At 63.6% G+C, this 15,884-nt stretch carries 16 protein-coding genes and 1 tRNA gene; 10 read left to right on the plus strand and 7 right to left on the minus strand.

Translation table 11 applies throughout. The features are described from left to right. Positions 1 to 159 precede the first annotated feature (159 nt). Positions 160 to 687 carry a hypothetical protein gene (locus tag ICI42_RS08140; RefSeq protein WP_188164053.1) on the plus strand — a complete coding sequence of 176 codons (528 nt, stop codon included), beginning with the start codon at positions 160 to 162 and terminating at the stop codon, positions 685 to 687. A 132-nt stretch (positions 688 to 819) separates the two neighbouring features. After that, the gene (locus ICI42_RS08145; protein ID WP_188164054.1) at positions 820 to 1,107 is read left to right on the plus strand and encodes an HlyU family transcriptional regulator; all 288 of its coding nucleotides are present in this window, start codon (positions 820 to 822) and stop codon (positions 1,105 to 1,107) included. Between the two features lie 79 nt (positions 1,108 to 1,186). Here the strand turns inward: ICI42_RS08145 and ICI42_RS08150 are convergent, their stop codons facing one another. After that, complete coding sequence (locus ICI42_RS08150) at positions 1,187 to 1,828, minus strand: FMN-dependent NADH-azoreductase (RefSeq protein ID WP_188164055.1); 642 nt, start codon at positions 1,826 to 1,828, stop codon at positions 1,187 to 1,189. 106 nt (positions 1,829 to 1,934) lie between these two features. On the opposite strand from ICI42_RS08150, the gene ICI42_RS08155 reads away from it, so the two are divergent. Continuing rightward, complete coding sequence (locus ICI42_RS08155; protein WP_188164056.1) at positions 1,935 to 2,978, plus strand: LysR family transcriptional regulator; 1,044 nt, start codon at positions 1,935 to 1,937, stop codon at positions 2,976 to 2,978. Here the strand turns inward: ICI42_RS08155 and ICI42_RS08160 are convergent. Then, on the minus strand, positions 2,921 to 3,523 hold the full coding sequence (locus tag ICI42_RS08160; protein ID WP_188164057.1) for a TetR/AcrR family transcriptional regulator: 603 nt from the start codon (positions 3,521 to 3,523) through the stop codon (positions 2,921 to 2,923). The genes ICI42_RS08155 and ICI42_RS08160 overlap by 58 nt on opposite strands. A gap of 63 nt (positions 3,524 to 3,586) precedes the next feature. On the opposite strand from ICI42_RS08160, the gene ICI42_RS08165 reads away from it, so the two are divergent. After that, entirely contained in the window at positions 3,587 to 4,006 is a 420-nt protein-coding gene (locus tag ICI42_RS08165) for a VOC family protein (protein ID WP_188164058.1), read from the plus strand. A gap of 97 nt (positions 4,007 to 4,103) precedes the next feature. Here ICI42_RS08165 and ICI42_RS08170 read toward each other — a convergent pair whose 3' ends face one another. Beyond that, positions 4,104 to 6,254, minus strand: a complete 2,151-nt coding sequence (locus tag ICI42_RS08170) for an OmpA family protein (RefSeq protein WP_188164059.1) — start codon at positions 6,252 to 6,254, stop codon at positions 4,104 to 4,106. A 187-nt stretch (positions 6,255 to 6,441) separates the two neighbouring features. Between ICI42_RS08170 and ICI42_RS08175 the strand changes: the two genes are divergently transcribed. The 5 genes from ICI42_RS08175 to ICI42_RS08195 all read left to right on the plus strand — a co-directional run bounded on the left by ICI42_RS08175 (position 6,442) and on the right by ICI42_RS08195 (position 12,271). After that, positions 6,442 to 6,888 (plus strand): YcgN family cysteine cluster protein, encoded by a 447-nt coding sequence (locus tag ICI42_RS08175; RefSeq protein ID WP_188164060.1) that lies wholly within the window; start codon positions 6,442 to 6,444, stop codon positions 6,886 to 6,888. 133 nt (positions 6,889 to 7,021) lie between these two features. Beyond that, entirely contained in the window at positions 7,022 to 7,411 is a 390-nt protein-coding gene (locus ICI42_RS08180) for a hypothetical protein (RefSeq protein ID WP_188164061.1), read from the plus strand. A gap of 401 nt (positions 7,412 to 7,812) precedes the next feature. Then, positions 7,813 to 8,643, plus strand: a complete 831-nt coding sequence (locus tag ICI42_RS08185) for an FAD binding domain-containing protein (RefSeq protein ID WP_188164062.1) — start codon at positions 7,813 to 7,815, stop codon at positions 8,641 to 8,643. Then, positions 8,640 to 11,336, plus strand: coding sequence for a molybdopterin-dependent oxidoreductase (locus tag ICI42_RS08190; protein WP_188164063.1), 2,697 nt, complete (start codon positions 8,640 to 8,642; stop codon positions 11,334 to 11,336). The genes ICI42_RS08185 and ICI42_RS08190 overlap by 4 nt, the downstream gene beginning before the upstream one ends. 8 nt (positions 11,337 to 11,344) lie before the next feature. Next, entirely contained in the window at positions 11,345 to 12,271 is a 927-nt protein-coding gene (locus ICI42_RS08195; protein ID WP_188164064.1) for an antibiotic biosynthesis monooxygenase, read from the plus strand. 39 nt (positions 12,272 to 12,310) lie between these two features. Here ICI42_RS08195 and ICI42_RS08200 read toward each other — a convergent pair whose 3' ends face one another. Next, positions 12,311 to 12,985: a spermidine synthase gene (locus ICI42_RS08200; RefSeq protein ID WP_188164065.1), complete on the minus strand. Its 675-nt coding sequence runs from the start codon at positions 12,983 to 12,985 to the stop codon at positions 12,311 to 12,313. 110 nt (positions 12,986 to 13,095) lie between these two features. After that, positions 13,096 to 13,818 (minus strand): SIMPL domain-containing protein, encoded by a 723-nt coding sequence (locus ICI42_RS08205; protein WP_188164066.1) that lies wholly within the window; start codon positions 13,816 to 13,818, stop codon positions 13,096 to 13,098. Positions 13,819 to 13,954: 136 nt separating this feature from the next. On the opposite strand from ICI42_RS08205, the gene ICI42_RS08210 reads away from it, so the two are divergent. Continuing rightward, positions 13,955 to 14,030, plus strand: a tRNA-Ile gene (locus ICI42_RS08210). Between the two features lie 212 nt (positions 14,031 to 14,242). Here ICI42_RS08210 and ICI42_RS08215 read toward each other — a convergent pair. Together ICI42_RS08215 and ICI42_RS08220 are read right to left on the minus strand one after the other, a co-directional pair. After that, positions 14,243 to 14,830, minus strand: a complete 588-nt coding sequence (locus ICI42_RS08215) for a DJ-1/PfpI family protein (protein ID WP_188164067.1) — start codon at positions 14,828 to 14,830, stop codon at positions 14,243 to 14,245. Positions 14,831 to 14,894: 64 nt separating this feature from the next. Continuing rightward, complete coding sequence (locus tag ICI42_RS08220; protein WP_188164068.1) at positions 14,895 to 15,863, minus strand: substrate-binding domain-containing protein; 969 nt, start codon at positions 15,861 to 15,863, stop codon at positions 14,895 to 14,897. Between the last annotated feature and the right edge of the window lie 21 nt (positions 15,864 to 15,884).

Genomic DNA, 15,884 nt, shown 5'->3' on the forward strand with positions numbered 1-15,884 from the left:
CTGCAAAACAGCGGCAAAAGAACTGCTTGCGTGGTTCTGTATCGCCGAAAACTATCTATCGCTTAACCTTGGGACGTGAAGACCCAGCATGACTTGCTGATTTCGGTTGCGAAGTTTTCGCCCAGGAGTGATGTTTGGGCATTGTTTCAGGGGGATACAATGCGGTTGATCTTACTGGCGCTGGCTGCGCCCGTTGTTTTCGTTCTTTCCGGCTGCACGACGACGGCCGACGCCAACAAGCAGATGCGGTCCGACTATATCGGGCGGCAGAGCGATGCGTTCTTCGCGCGATACGGCCCGCCTTCATCATCCTACAAGCTGAACGGCGGCGGCACGGTCTATAGCTGGCGCGGCGGCCAGACGACGGTCACCGTTCCGGCCCAGTACAAGACAGTGGATACGCCGGTCTACGATCCGTTCGGCAGCACGAGCACGCGGACATCCACCACCATCACCAGGCCGGACGACAACACCACCGTGACCGAAACCAGGACCAGCAGAACCGATATCCGCACTGTGCAGCAGCAGGTGCTGGTGTCGCCAGCGCGTGAAAAGTCGCTGTTCTGCGAGGCGCGCATCACGGCGGACGAAAAAGGCGTTGTCACCGACATCGCAGTCAGCCGCGATACCGATGGCGAGGGCCTGAGCCTGTCGCGTTGTGCCGAGGTTTTCGGCGCCAAGGGGTGATCGCAGCCGGATCGGCTTTCCTCCAGAGCGGCGCTGATTTATGGTCGCGTCGCTGTGGAGGCGCTTCGCGTTGTCTCGTCATGAGGCGACAGGCGGGAGGGCCGCATCCGAAGACTTGCGTGGAGACCTGATATGTCATTCTTGAAACGGCTTTTCGGCGGTGGCGGCGACAAGCCGGAAGCGGCCCCCAAGGCGGCGGAAGCCATCGAATACAAGGGCTACACGATCAGCGCCACGCCCTATAAGGCCGACGGCCAGTTCCAGACCTGCGGTCTGATCTCCAAGGAAATCGACGGCGTTGTGAAGGAACACAAGTTCATCCGTGCCGACCGCTTCGCAGCGCTCGAAGACGCCGTGCAGGTATCGTTCGCCAAGGGAAAGCAGATGGTGGACGAGCAAGGCGAGCGCATTTTCGGCTGACGTCACCTCCCGGCGTCAAACTGGAATGCACAAAGGCCGGCGTTGCATCAGCGCCTGCCTTTGTTCTGATTGTGGCGGTTCAAGCTGCTGCGGCGACCTTGTCTGCCTGTGCGGCAACCAACGCATCGATGCGGGATTTGGCCTTGTCCAGCGCGGCGGCCGTCGCTTCAGCTCCCATGCCGACGCCTTCGACGCGGATGACCTCGACATCGGTCATCCCAAGAAAATTCAGGACGCTCCGCAGATACGGGATGGCATGATCCATCTGCACCGCAGCGCCTTCGGAATAAATGCCGCCGGAAGCCAGCACGACATAAACCTTTTTGCCGTTGACCAGCCCTTTAGGGCCACCCTCGCCATAAGAGAAGCTCCTGCCCGCGCGGGCGATGTGGTCGATCCACGACTTCAGCGTCGAGGAAATGCCGAAATTGATGAAGCCGGTCGCGAGGATCACCGCGTCGGCGGCGAACAGCTCATCCAGAGCGGCGTCCGAGACCGCCACGACCTCGGCCTGGCGCGGCGTGCGAGCTTCGACCGGCGTGTAGATGCCGGTGGAGTAATCGGCATCGATATGCGGCAGCGGGTTGGCAACGAGGTCTCTGACCACCAGCTTGGAGGAAGGGTTGGCGGTGCGCAGCTTGGCAGCAAGGTCGATAGCGACGCGGGTAGAGTGGGACGCAGCGCCGCGCGGACTGGAGGTAACGAGGAGGATTGAGGACATGGCTAAATTCCGTAGGCGGGTTGATGTTGCCGCCAATATGGTCATTTCAATTCATTCAAAAAACCGGTATAATTTCTATTTAATCCATCCGGAATGTGGATAGGTCATGCAACCAAATCCGACCCTCGATCAACTCCAGATGCTGGTCGCCGTCGCCGACACCGGCAGTTTTTCCGCTGCCGGGCGCAAGCTGAACCGGGCGCAATCCGTGATCAGCTACGCTATAGCCAATCTGGAGGCGCAGCTCGGGCTGAAACTGTTCGAACGGGAAGGGACGCGCGAGCCCACCCTTACAACCGTGGGCAAGGCCATGCTGGCCGACGCTCGAAAAATGGTTGGCATGCTTCACGACATCCGCTCCCGCGCCGAGGGTCTTAAGCAAGGACTTGAGGCCGAGCTGATCATTGCAGTCGATGTGACAATGCCTTCGCCGGCCCTCATCAGGGTGCTTGCAGCTTTCGAAGCCGAGTTCCCGTCTGTCGGGCTCAAGATGAACATCGGTACGCTCGGCATGCTCTGGGACCAGTTGATGACCCGCAGCTCCAATGTGAGCTTTGGCGGCCAGCCGGTGAACTTCAACGAAGAACTCGTCGCGGTGCGCATCGGCGATGCGTCCATGACGCCGGTCGCAGCACCCGGCCATCCGCTGGCGACATACAAAGGCAGGGTGCCGCTTTCTGAGGTGCGCGAGCATATCCAGCTTGTCATCTCCGATGGGTCGCAGATGACAAAAGGCAAGGATTTCGGCGTCTTCGCCTATCGGACATGGCGCATGACCGACATGTCGATGAAGCGCGAATTGATTCTGTCAGGCCTGGGTTGGGGCGGCCTTCCGACCTGGATGATCCTTGACGATGTAGCGGCGGGGCGGCTCGCGGTGCTCGACCTCGAACCCTATTCAGAGCGGCATTATCAACTGCACGCCTTCTATCGGACCGACTCGCCGCCAGGACCTGCCGGCACCTGGCTCATCGAACGGTTCAAGCGGGAACTGCCAAAGGTCTGCGCAACATTGCCGAACGCGCTTCGGCACAGGATTGATAGCGCTGAGGCTCAGCAAAGCAATCGTAACGATGGTCCTGCCACGGACCCTTACGAAGGAACGGGCCTCGACAGCCCATCGAGAAGCGCCTCAAGCACGGCGCGGTAATCTTCGGCGTTTGCGCCGGCTTGTATGGCGAGAGCTACGCGGTCGAAGGCAGCCGCCAGCACAGCCGTGCAGGCATCGACAGGCAGCTTCGGCATCGAGCCTTCCCGCATGGCCGCCACCAGGCCCTCGCGCAACGTGCGGTTGCCATGGCGGTTGTCGATCTCGTCCATTTCAGCCCGCCCGAGCACGGCCGGGCCGTCGAGCAGCAACAGGCGCGTGCGGCCCGGATGCGCCATCGCAGCCAGATAGGCGTCCGAGCCGGCCAGCAGCGCGTCGCGCGTCGGCATTCCATCCGGTGCGGCGGTCTCGATTTCGGCGGCTACCGCCGACGCCTCTGCCTCCACGACCGCCTTGAACAGTGCCTGCTTGTCTTCGAAATGGTGATAGAGCGCGCCGCGCGTGACGCCGGCCTGCTTTACGATTTCCGGGGTGCGGGTCTCGGCATAGGAGTTTTCGATAAACAGCTTGCGCGCCGCCGCGATCAGGTCGCCGCGGGTGGCGTCTGTTCGCTCGCGGTTAGAGCGCCGTTCCTTCATCTCTTGCATACATGCAGCCTGTATGTTAATTGGCATGCAGATTGTATGTTTTTTACGGGAGAAAGAAAAGCCATGAAGACGACCAGCTATTACCCGGTGCTGATGGCCGACGATGTGGCGGTCACGATGCGCTTCTATGTGGAGCATTTCCGCTTCAAGCCGCTGTTCGAAAGCGACTGGTATGTGCATTTGCAATCGGTCGAGGAAAAGAGGGTCAATCTCGGCATCGTTCGGTTCGATCACGAGACCGTTCCCGAAGAGGGCAGGGGCCGGGCGTCGGGCCTGCTCATCAATTTCGAGGTGGAATATCCCGATGCGGTCTATGGGCGTATCGTCGAGGCAGGCCTGCCGATCCTGCGCAGCCTGCGCGACGAGCCGTTCGGCCAGCGCCATTTCATCACCCGCGACCCCAATGGCGTGCTGATCGACGTCATCAAGCCGATCCCGCCGAGCAAGGCGTTTCTGGCGCAATATGCCGAAGGCGTTGCATAGTGGTTCAGGTGCATTGCCGGGCCGGAGGGTGTCGCAAAAGAATGCCCGGCTGACGATGTCAGCCGGGCATTCTCAGTGACGGGTCGGAGCGTTCCGATCAGTTGGCGCTGGCCATGGGAGCGACCAGGGCCGTGATGCGCCGGATGGCGACGCGGCGGTTTTCACGCTCGGGCGCTGTGGTGTTCACCTTCAGATACTGCTCGCCATAGCCCTGCGTGGACAGGTTTTCGGGGGCAATTCCAAAGACGTTGGTCAGCGCGTTGGCGACCGCTTCGGCACGGCGGTCCGACAAAGCGAGGTTGGCGACATCGCTGCCGACAGCATCGGTGTGACCCTCGATCAGGAAGGTTTCGGCCGGGTTCTTCTCCAGAAGCCGTTCCATGGCCTGCGCTACGCCTTCGAGCTTGGTGATCTCGGCTTCCGGAATGGTGGCGGAGCCGAACTCGAAGGTGAGCGTGTCGAGATCGATGCGGCGAGCAATGTCTCGGACACGTGCCGAACGCTTGACCTCATCAACCGAATAGAGACGCTCGACGCGTTCCACAGGGGGCTGCTCGAGGAAGGTGTAGTAGTCGTCGGAGCTGCGTCCCGGTTCCGATTCGAGAATGTACTGCTCGCGCGGAATGTCGAGCCGCAGCGGCGGCAGGTCGTAGCCGGCGTCGCGTCCGTCGTCGATGCGGTCGTAATTGTCCTCATCGACATAGCTCAGCACATATTCCCGACCGTCCGGCGTGATGCGCGAACGCTGCACGATGTCGCCGTAGCGGTTGCGAACCGTGACGATCTGGTTGCCGTTCGGGCGCACGATGGTCTCGCGGGTCCGGCCACGCGGTAGTTCCTCATAATAGACGTCACGAGCATCGCGGGTCATGCGCGGACGATCGCTGCTTTCGACGCGGGTCTGACCGCCGAACTCGATAATCAGCCGGTCGCCGAGTTCGCGAACGATATCGGCACCGTCCCGACGCTCACGGTCGCGCAGTTCAGGACGACGGTCGATGCGGCGCCCCTGTTCTTCCTCGACAGGACGGACACGCTCGGGCCGGATCGCTTCCTGCGCGGCACGGTCGTCGGCGGGCGGCGGTCCCTGGTCGACGCGGGGACGCTCCTGCTCAGGCGCCTGTCCATCGGGGCGTTGTCCATCGGGACCGGGGCGCTCGCCCGGCTGTCCGTCGGGACGCTGGCCATCCGGACGCTGACGGTCAGGACGCTGGGCGTCGCGGCCGGGACGTTCCTTCTGGCTGTCCAGCAACGGCGCCTCGCCTTCGGGCCGGGGCGCCTCGCCTTGCGGCTGCTCTGGCAGGCCGGGGCTCTGTTGTGGCGTGGCGGGACGTTCGCCCTGCTCACCTGCGCCCGGCAGGGCGGGAGGTTCGCCTTGCTCACCTGCACCCGGCAGGGCGGGACGTTCAGACGGCGTGGGCTGCTCGCCCTCCGCAGGACGCGGCCGCGCCGGTGTCGGAGCATCGGGCGGGGTCGGTGCGGTTTCAGGTGTCGGCTCGGCCGGACGCGGCTCGGGCGCCGGGGCTTCGGTGCCGGAGGGCTGTTCCTGGCGCTGCTGGCGACGCGGGGTGTCCGGCTCGGCAGGCTGCTCTGCTTCTGGACGGGGTGCCGGCTGTTCCTGCTCCGGCTGCGCCGGACGGGGCTCTGGCTGTGCCTCCGCCGGGCCAGGCTGGGGCCGGGGTGCCGGTTCCTGCTGGGCTTCCGGCTCCTGGCGTTGCTCGCGGCGTGGCCGCTGCGGGGCTTCCTCGGGCTGGGCTCGGGGCTTCTCGGCCTCAGGCGCCTGCTCCTGCTGACGCTGCTCGCGGCGCGGACGTTCGGCAGGAGCTTCCTCGGCCGGAGGAGCTTCCTCGGCCGGCTGCTGGCGGCGCTGCTGACGCGGCGCTTCCGGTTCAGCCTGCTCGCGCTGTGCGCGGGGGGTGGGTTCAGGAGCCTGCTCCTCCTGCGGTTGTTCACGGCGCTGGCGCTGCGGCGCCTCCTGTTCCTGTTCGCCGCCGCCCTGCTCACGCCGTTGCTGGCGCGGCTTGCCTTCTTCCTCTCCTTCGCCTTGCTGCTGCCGCTGCTGGCGGCGCGAGTTCGGCGCACATTCCTGGCCTTCCGGGCAATCCTGCACCAGAAGAATGCGGGCGCCGGACAGATCCTGCGCTCCCGCCTGGCCGCCGCCGAACGAAAGGGGCGCAGCCGCCAGCGGCGCAGATGCCATCAGCAGGCCGAGCGCGGTCCCTGCCAGAATCCTGGGTTGGCGTTTCATGTAAAATCTCCTTGTTGCGTCCCATCCGCGCCTCCAACAGCCGGAGACGCCCTTTGGTTCCGCCATCAGCCTTTTGCCACGCGTTACAGGCATTAGCCGGTCGGGAAGGTGGCAGGATCGTGGCGCGGATGCGGCGCAAACCCGCTGGCTGCTTGACCCGGCCGCCATTCCGGCCCACATGCGCGGCATGGCTGAATCGTTCTGGAAGACCAAGACGCTCGAGGAGATGGACGTCGCCGAGTGGGAATCGCTCTGCGACGGCTGCGGCAAGTGCTGCCTGTCCAAGCTCGAGGACGAGGACACCAGCGACATCTACTGGACCAGCGTCGGCTGCCGCCTGCTCGACACCGAAAGCTGCCGCTGCGCCGACTATCCGAACCGGCTGGCGCGCGTTCCCGATTGCGTCGGGCTGACCCCGGAAAAAGTGCGAACCCTGCCGTGGCTGCCGTCGACCTGCGGCTATCGGCTGGTTGCCGAAGGCCGTGACCTCTATTGGTGGCATCCGCTGTTGTCCGGCAGCGCGGAAACCGTCCACGAGGCCGGCATTTCCATACGCGGGCGCGTCACCGCGCTCGAGACCGAACTTGCCGAACCCGAGGACTACTTCGAGCACATTCTCGACGAAGAACCCTGAGAGGGCGGTCCCTCCGGCGCGTTAACATCCCTGAACCGCCGATGAACATGCGGTTCCGAACCCGTTCAGCCTCCTGCCTCTAAGTTCGCCTCATCGCCTCGGCGAGGAACAACGGATTTTCAGGAGACGAACCATGTTCAACACCATCAGAATCGCTGCACTGTCCGCACTCGTCGGTCTCGGCGCTCTTGCCGGCGCACCCGCCGTCGCCCAGGCCGAAGGCATCTATCTCAATATGGGCGGGCATGACGGCGCTCGTTTCGGCGTGCAATATCATGGCGGCGGTCCGCGCTGGCATCAGCCGCGCCAGGATCGGCGCTGGCAGCAGCCGCGTCCCGACCACCACTGGCAGCGCGGCTGCACGCCCAACCGCGCCGTCGACAAGGCCGAGCGCATGGGCCTGCGCTGGGCGCGCGTGGTCGATGTGAACCGCAACACCATCAAGGTGGCGGGACGGAAGTTTCACCATCGCACGACGGTAACCTTCGCCAAGGCGCCGAACTGCCCGGTCGTGCGCTGGTAGGACTTTTCCGGTAGATCAACGCTCTCGAAGAGCAGTAAGCCAAATATCCGCACTATGAATAATAATGGCGAACGCGATCCACGAGCTGTGGGTCGCGTTTTTTCTTTCGGGTTGTTCATAAGACCTTTTCGAATGACATTTTCCGAAAAAATCAGGTGCTGGAAAGGTGACAAGGTACTTTGTTGAAGTTTGCTGAGAATTTTGAAATACATATTTTCTTAAACTTATACATTCTGCGAAAGATGAATGGCTTTGTCCGATTTGCCTGCGGAAGTCATGTTGTAGATAAACCAAAATTTTTCTTTCATTTTTTACTCATAAAGCCATGCTAGTATCCTCTCGGCCTGGGCTTACAAGAATTTCAAACACCGAGAACCGCGGGGCAGCGGGGGAGCGAGCGAATGGACCTCAATACGGTTCGAGCGGTGAGGACGCCTGCGCGCCTCGACGAGATTGCGGATTGGCCGAGCGGCCATGCCTGGCTCGCCGGCGGCACCTGGCTGATGTCGGAGCCGCAACTGGCCGTCGACACGCTGGTCGACCTGCACGGCCTGGGCTGGGAGGATCTTGCCGTCAGCGGCGAGGGGGTCGAGATCGCGGCGACATGCCCGATTTCCAAGGTTGCCAACTTCGTCGGCCCTGCCGAATGGCCCGCCGCGCCCTTGTTCAAGGCTTGCGCGCACTCGCTTCTGATGTCGTTCAAGGTCGCCGGCGTGGCGACCGTTGGCGGCAATATCTGCATGTCGCTGCCGGCCGGCGCGATGATCTCGCTGACGGTCGCGCTCGAGGCGACCTATACGCTGTGGCCGCGCGATGGCGCGCCGAGAACGGTGTATTCGGGCGATTTCGTCACCGCCAACCATGCCAACATCCTCGCGCCTGGCGAGTTGCTGCGCTCCATTCACATCCCGGCAGCAGCACTTTCCAAGCGTTTCGCCATCCGCCGCGCCTCGCTGACGCATCTGGGCCGTTCGGCGGCCCTTCTGATCGGCACCAGCGGACCGGACCGGGATTTGCTCCTGACCATCACCGCCGCCACGCCGCGTCCGATCCAGCTGCGTTTCGGCGCCCTGCCGAGCGCAGAAGAGGTGCGCGCAGCCATCGATGCCGCCATCCCGGCCGATGGCTATTTCGACGACGTCAACGGCACGCCCGCCTACAAGCGGCATGTCACCTATCATTTCGCGGAAGAAATTCGCGCCGAACTCGCGGCGGTGGAGAGCAAAGCGTGAGCTACACGATCGATTCCAAGGCGGTCTCCCAGGAACCGCGCCCGGGCCAGTGCCTGCGCACTTTCATCCGCGACGCCGGCGTGTTCGGCGTCAAGAAGGGCTGCGACCAGGGCGACTGCGGCGCCTGTACGGTCTGGCTCGACGGTGTGCCGGTTCACTCCTGCCTGATGCCGGCGCACCGCGCCAAGGACAAGCAGGTCACCACCGTTCAGGGCCTGGAGCATGACGGGCACCTGCACCCGGTGCAGCAGGCGTTCTGCGACGCGCAGGCCTTCCAGTGCGGCTTCTGCGCCGCCGGCATGATCATGACGGTGGCAGCGCTCGACGAAGAACAGCGCGCCGACCTGCCGCGCAACCTCAAGGGCAATCTGTGCCGCTGCACCGGCTATCGTGCGATCGAGGACGCGGTGCATGGCATCCGCTCCACAGATGACGATATCGCGGGCGCCGCCTGCGGGGCCAGCCTGCCCAATCCATTCACGCAAGGCATCGTCACCGGCCATGCGCGCTACACCATGGATGTGGCGGTCGAAAACCTGCTGCATCTGAAAGTGCTGCGTTCGCCGCACGCCCATGCCCGCATCGTCAGCATCGACCAGAGCAAGGCGCGCGCCATTCCCGGCGTCGTCGAGGTGTTCACCTGGGAAGACGTGCCGCGCAAGCTCTTCTCCAGCGCGACGCATGAGGACCATCTGGTCGACCCGGACGACATGTATGTGCTCGACAATGTCGCGCGTTTCGTCGGCCAGCGCGTCGCCGCTGTCGTCGCCGAAACCGAAGCCGCGGCCGAAGCCGGCTGCCGCGCGCTGCAGGTCGAATACGAGATCCTGCCGGCGGTGTTCGACCCGGTCGAGGCGATGCAGGACGGCGCGCCGATCCTGCACAGCAAGGGCAACGAGGCAAAGGGCAATATCTTCGTCACCATCAAGGGCGAAGTCGGCAATGTCGAAAGCGGCTTCGCCGAAGCTGCCGTCGTGCACGAAAAGACCTACTCCACCTCGCGCGTCCAGCATGCGCATCTGGAGACGCACGGTTCCATCGCATGGCGCGGCGAAGACGGCCGTCTCCATGTCCGCACGTCCACCCAGGCGCCGTTCATCGCACATCAGAAGCTCTGCTATCTGTTCGGCATCTTTCCGCATGACCTGCATGTCTTCACCGAGCGGGTCGGCGGCGGTTTCGGCGGCAAGCAGGAGATGGTGTCGGAAGATCTGTGCCTGATGGCGACGATGAAGCTTGGACGTCCCGTGAAGTGGGAGTTCACCCGCGAAGAACAGTTCATCGGCGCCACCACGCGGCACCAGATGACAACCAAGGTGAAGCTCGGCGCGAAAGCCGACGGCACGCTGACGGCGCTGGAAGTCCATGTCGTGTCCAACACCGGCGCCTATGGCGGCCATGGCAGCGAAACGCTGGCCGCGTCGCTGGGCAGCCCGCTGTCGGCTTATCGCTGCAAGAACAAGAAGGCGGACGGTCACGCCGTCTACACCAACATGATCCCCGGCGGCGGCTTCCGCGGCTATGGCGCCTCGCAATCCACCTTCGCCATCGAATGCGCGATGGACGATCTCGCCGAAAAGCTCGGCATGGACGGCTTCGCCATTCGGCGCAAGAACATGATCGGTCCGGACGACGTGATCGAATCGGTCTGGAGCGACCCGAGCGACGTGTCCTTCGGCAGCTACGGTCTGGACGAGTGTCTCGACCTGGTCGAGGCCGCACTTGCCAATGGCGAAGGGCTTCCGGCGCCGGAAGGCAACTGGGCCGAGGGAACCGGCATCGCGCTTTCGGTGCTGGAATCCGGCCCGCCCACCGAGCATCGCTCGGGCGGCGAAATGCGGCTGCTGCCGGACGGTTCCTACCATCTCGCCGTCGGCTCGACGGAGATGGGCAACGGTTCGATCAATTCGCATCGCCAGATCGCTGCCTCGATCCTCGGCACGCGCGGCAACAATGTCGACATCATCAATGCCGACACCGACCTGACGCCTTACGACACCGGCACCTTCGCCAGCACCGGAACGGTGGTGGCCGGGCAGGCCGTCGCGCTGACGGCAAAAGCGCTGCACGACAACATCGTCAGCTATGCCGCCCGGATCACGGATACGCCGGTGGAAGACTGGTCGCTGGTGGACGACGCCGTGATGAACGGCAACCGCCGCATCGAACTGACCGAGCTTTACAAGATCGGCACCGAGGCGGGCCACCGTTTCGATGCCAAGCGCAAGGCCTATCTGTCGCCGCGCACCATCGCCTTCAACGTCCAGGGCGTGCGGCTGGCCGTGCACCGGGTCACCGGCGAAGTTCGCGTCCTGCACAGCGTGCATGCCGCCGATATCGGCCGGCCGATCAACCCGATGCAGTGTCGTGGGCAACTCGAAGGGGCCGTTGCGATGGGCTATGGCTGGGCGCTGACCGAGCACATGGTCTATGACGACCACGGCAAGATGCTCAATCCGGCGCTGCGCAACTACCACATCCCCGCCTTCGCCGACACGCCGCGCACCAAGATCATGTTTGCCGATACGCACGACACGATCGGGCCGCTTGGCGCCAAGGCACAGGGCGAATGCGCCATCAACGCGGTGGCGCCCGCCGTGTCCAACGCGCTGGCGAACGCGACGGGGGTGCGCTTCGCACATCTGCCGTTCTCGCCGGATCGTATCTTCGACCAGTTGTCCGTGACCGCGTGAGCGAGGGCATGGACGGCTCGGTCACCATCGTCACCCAGACGCGGGTTCTGGATGGCTTCGAATCCGACTTCGCCGCCTGGCAAGAGGCGACGAAGGCTGTCGTAGCCGGTTTTCCCGGCTTCATCGAGCAATCGATCACCTCGCCCAATCCGCCGACCCAGGTGGACTGGGTGATCCTGCAGCGCTTCTCCACGTCGGAAGCAGCCCTTGCCTGGCTGAATTCCGCGCAGCGGCAGACGCGGCTGGCGGGCATTCATCACATGCTCGCCGGCCGCGACGACGTTCACCTGGTCACCGACAGCGCGTCCGGCGTGCTGCCGTCGCCGGTCTCGGCTGTCATCTCGACCCGCGTCAAACCGGGCCAGGAAACCGCCTACCGCGCCTGGGAACAGCGCATCTCGGCGGCACAGAGCCGCGCGCCCGGCTTTCAGGGCTACCGCATCGAGGCGCCAATAGCGGGGGTTCAGGAAGACTGGCTGTCGATCCTGCGCTTCGACACCGAAGCCAATCTGAACAACTGGCTGGCATCGCCGCAACGGGCAGCGCTTCTAAAAGAGACCGACGCCTTCATCGAAGAGTTCCACGCCCGTGTGGTCCATACCGGATTCGATCAGTGGTTCGCATCGCCGTCCGGCAAAGCGCCGCCGACGTGGAAGCAGAACATGCTCGTCGTGCTGATGCTTTACCCGGTGGTGTTCCTGTTCGGAATGCTGGTGCAGACGCCGTTCCTGCTCGGTCAGGCCGGGCTGCCGTTTCCGGTCGCGCTGTTCATCGGCAATGTGGTGAGCGTGCTTTTGCTCAACTATCTCGTGCCATGGGTCAGCCGTCGGTTCGCCTGGTGGCTGCAGCCGCAAGACAGCGCGAAAACCACGCTCGGCATCGGCGTCATCCTGGCGCTGTATGCGGCGATGATCGTGGTGTTCACGCTGCTCTGAATCGGAAGACGCGGCGGCACAGGCCGCCGCGTCCTTCCCTTACGGGCGCGTTGCCACCCACAGGACGTGGCGCGCGCCGCCGCGCTTGCCATTGGCGCGCACGCCCACCTCGTCGACGCTGAAGCCTGCCTCGCGCAGGCGGCGCGTAAAGGCGCTGTCCGGGCCTGACGACCACACGGCGAGAACGCCTTTCGGGCGCAGGGCGGCCCTGGCGGCCTGAAGGCCGCTCCGGTCGTAGAGACCGTCATTGGAGGCGCGCGTCAGCCCATCGGGACCGTTGTCGACATCCAGCAGGATCGCGTCATAAGCGGATGTCGCGGACCGGATCAGCGGGCCGACATCGCCGATGTGGATATCGACGCGCGGATCGTCCAGCGTGCCCTTGTGGATCTCAGCCATCGGGCCGCGCGCCCACTCGACCACGGCGGGAACCAGTTCGGCGACGGTGACGCGGGCATCTTGCGGCAGTGCGCCGAGGGCCGCGCGCAAGGTAAAGCCCATGCCGAGCCCGCCGATCAGCATGCCGGCGTTCTTGCGCCCGGCGATCCGCTCGCAGGAAAGGGTCGCCAGCGCCTCTTCGGAACCGCTGAGCCGGCTGTTCATCAATTCGTTCGCGCCCAACATGATCGAAAATTCGCCGCCGCGCCGCTTCAGGCGCAACGCCCCGCCATCGCCAGGGATGGTGGCACGATCAAGCTGGATCCAGGGAAGCATCGGCGGGTCTCGTCGTTTGGCAGGAGCGCCTCCTACCACAGCCCGCGCTTTGCCGATACGGCTGTGATGCCGGACCGTCCTGGGACGATCCGGCGTAGGCTTTTCGTCGACTATTTCAGCTCGAAGGTGACGTTGACCTGCACCTTGTAGGCGTTTTCACCGGCCTGCACGGGCACGGCATCCGCGGCCTCGAACGAGCGCGCCTTGGCCAGAATCGGGCCGGGCGGGGGAGCGAAGGACTGGTCGGTGATTTCGAGCACGCGGCCCAGGTTCACGCCGGCCGCTTCCGCGAGCGTCTTGGCCTTGGCAATCGCATCGGCGACCGCCAGCTTGCGCGCCTCGGTGATGGTGGCGGAGGGATTGTCGTTGGCGAACGAAATGCCGCCGCCCTGGTTGACGCCCAGCGACACCGATTTGTCGAGGATTTCGCCGGTCTTGGAGATATCGCGCACCCGAACCGACAGCGTATTGGTGACCTGGTAGCCGATCAGCTCGGCATCCTGGGTGCCGTCGGGCTTGTTGGTGTAGTTGTAGCGCGGCTGAATCTGGACCCCGGCGGTCTGCAGGTCGCGATCCTCGATGCCGGAGGACTTCATCGCCGCAATCACCGCGGCCATGGCGTCGTTGTTGGCATCCAGCGCTTCGCGCGCCGTCTTGGCCTCCCGCATGACGCTGAGCGACAGCAATGCGAGGTCCGGCGCGGCGGTGGCTTCGCCTTCTCCCGTCACGACGATCCGAGGCTGCTGCGGCGGGACCGGCGCCTGGGCATGGGCCAGCGAGGCGGGCAGGGCTATGGCGGCTGCCAGTGCAAGCGCCAGATGTTTGTTTTTCATGCGATTCTCCATGGTATGCGCGTTCCTTCGCTCCAATCGGGTATGAGCCGATTGTGGGATGATTGCGGCGCGATGAAATTGATCGTCGCTAGCCGCTTGTGCCAGAGCCAAAAAGAAACTATCCAGCGCTTGCGTGGGGCCTGTAGCTCAATGGTTAGAGCCGGCGGCTCATAACCGCTTGGTTGGGGGTTCGAGTCCCTCCGGGCCCACCATCTACAGCAGTTTGCTGTTTGTTTTCAGATGCTTAGTTGATTTTGATGTGGGTTAGCCAGCGAGTAGCCGCTCAGACTAACCATGCGCGCCAATTGTTCGGAATGTGGCGCGCGAATCTGGAGTCCGCACGTCCGCGGCGCACCCATCTCACAAAAATGCCTCCGGGTTGCGAAACCCGGAGGCATGATGGTTTGACGTTTCGGTCGTTGGATCAGCTGTGGGTGATCTTGGTGCCGAGCACGGCCAGGCATTCGCGCATGAAGGCGGCGAGGGCGGTCCAGCCCTTGGCCGACACCATGTTGCCGTCGACATAGGCCTCGGTCGGCTTGAGATCGATATAGATGCCGCCGACAGCGGTGACTTCCGGCTCGCAGGCGCCCAGTCCGGCGACCTTCCTGCCCTTGAGAACGCCGGGCACGGCCATCAGGATCTGCACGCCATGGCAGATGGTGAAGATCGGCTTGCCGGTGTCGTGGAAATGGCGAACCATGTCCTGGATGCGCTTGTCGGTGCGGATATATTCCGGGCCGCGCCCGCCTGCCGCATACACCGCGTCATATTCCTCAACCCGAACCTCGGAAAAGGTCTTGTTGATGTCGGCGTAGTGGCCGAGCTTTTCGGTGTAGGTCTGGTCGCCTTCGAAATCGTGAAGCGAGGTCTTGATGCGGTCGCCTGCCTTCTTGTCCGGGCAGATGACGTGCACCGTGTGGCCGACGGCTTCCATCCCCTGCTGGAAAACGAAGATTTCGTATTCCTCGGTGAACTCGCCGGTCAGCATGAGGATTTTCTTGCCGCTCATGTCGTGTCTCCTGTTGTCGTCGTTACGGTGACGCCCGGCTGAGAGCCAGGCGTCATTTCGGGGATCAGAATGGGGATTCGGGGAAATAGAACTGGTCTGCGTTTTCCGGCGTGATGAGCGGCGCACCGAGCAGGAAGCTGCCACGCATCGGCGCCTGGCCGGCGAACTGCGCGGCGGTCATGTACATGGCGGACTTGATCATCGAAGGCGGGTAGGGGGTCGAGACCGGCGTGCGCTCGTCGCCTTCCTTGACCATTTCGATGACCTGCTTCATGCCGTTGCCGCCGAGCGCATATTTGATGTCCTTGCGGCCGGCCTGGTCGACTGCCTCGATGACGCCGAGCAGCATGTCGTCGTCATTGGCCCAGACGGCGTCGATCTTCGGGTATTTCGCCAGATAGTCCTGCATCAGCTTGAAGGCTTCGTCCTGGTTCCAGTTTGCATACTGGATGTCGAGGATCTTGATCTTCGTCTTGCCGATGACGTCGGAGAAGCCCTTGATGCGCTCGTCGTCGATGACAGTGGGGATGCCGCGCAGAACCACGATCTCGCCTTCGCCGCCGAGCTTGTCGGACAGCCAGGTCGCCGTGTTGGCTCCGACGGCGATGTTGTCGCCCGCGACATAAAGGTCCTGGATGGACGGGTCGGCAAGGCCGCGGTCAACCACGGCGATGAAGGTTCCCTTCTCCTTGACCTGCGCCACCGGGCCGGTCAGTTCCTCCGAGGTGAAAGGCAGGATGACGAGCGCATCGAGCTTGCGCGTCGAGGACAAATCTTCCAGCGACGAAACCTGGGCAGTGGCCGACGATGCGGTCGACAGGACAACGTCGATGTTCGGGAACGCGGCTTCGATTTCTTTCTCGGCCTGCTCGGCGTGGTAGACGACGCCGCCGGTCCAGCCATGGGTCGCCGCCGGAATGGACACGGCCATGGTGATGTTTCTGTCCTGGGCTTGCGCTGCGCCAAAGGACAGGGCCAGGGCGGTGGTCACGGTCGATAGAAGTAGTCCGGTCTTAAGGGTCATTGACTTCATTTTCTCCTCCTCAAAAGTCTG

Source organism: Oryzicola mucosus, assembly GCF_014534685.1.
In the GTDB taxonomy this organism is placed as follows: domain Bacteria; phylum Pseudomonadota; class Alphaproteobacteria; order Rhizobiales; family Rhizobiaceae; genus Oryzicola; species Oryzicola mucosus.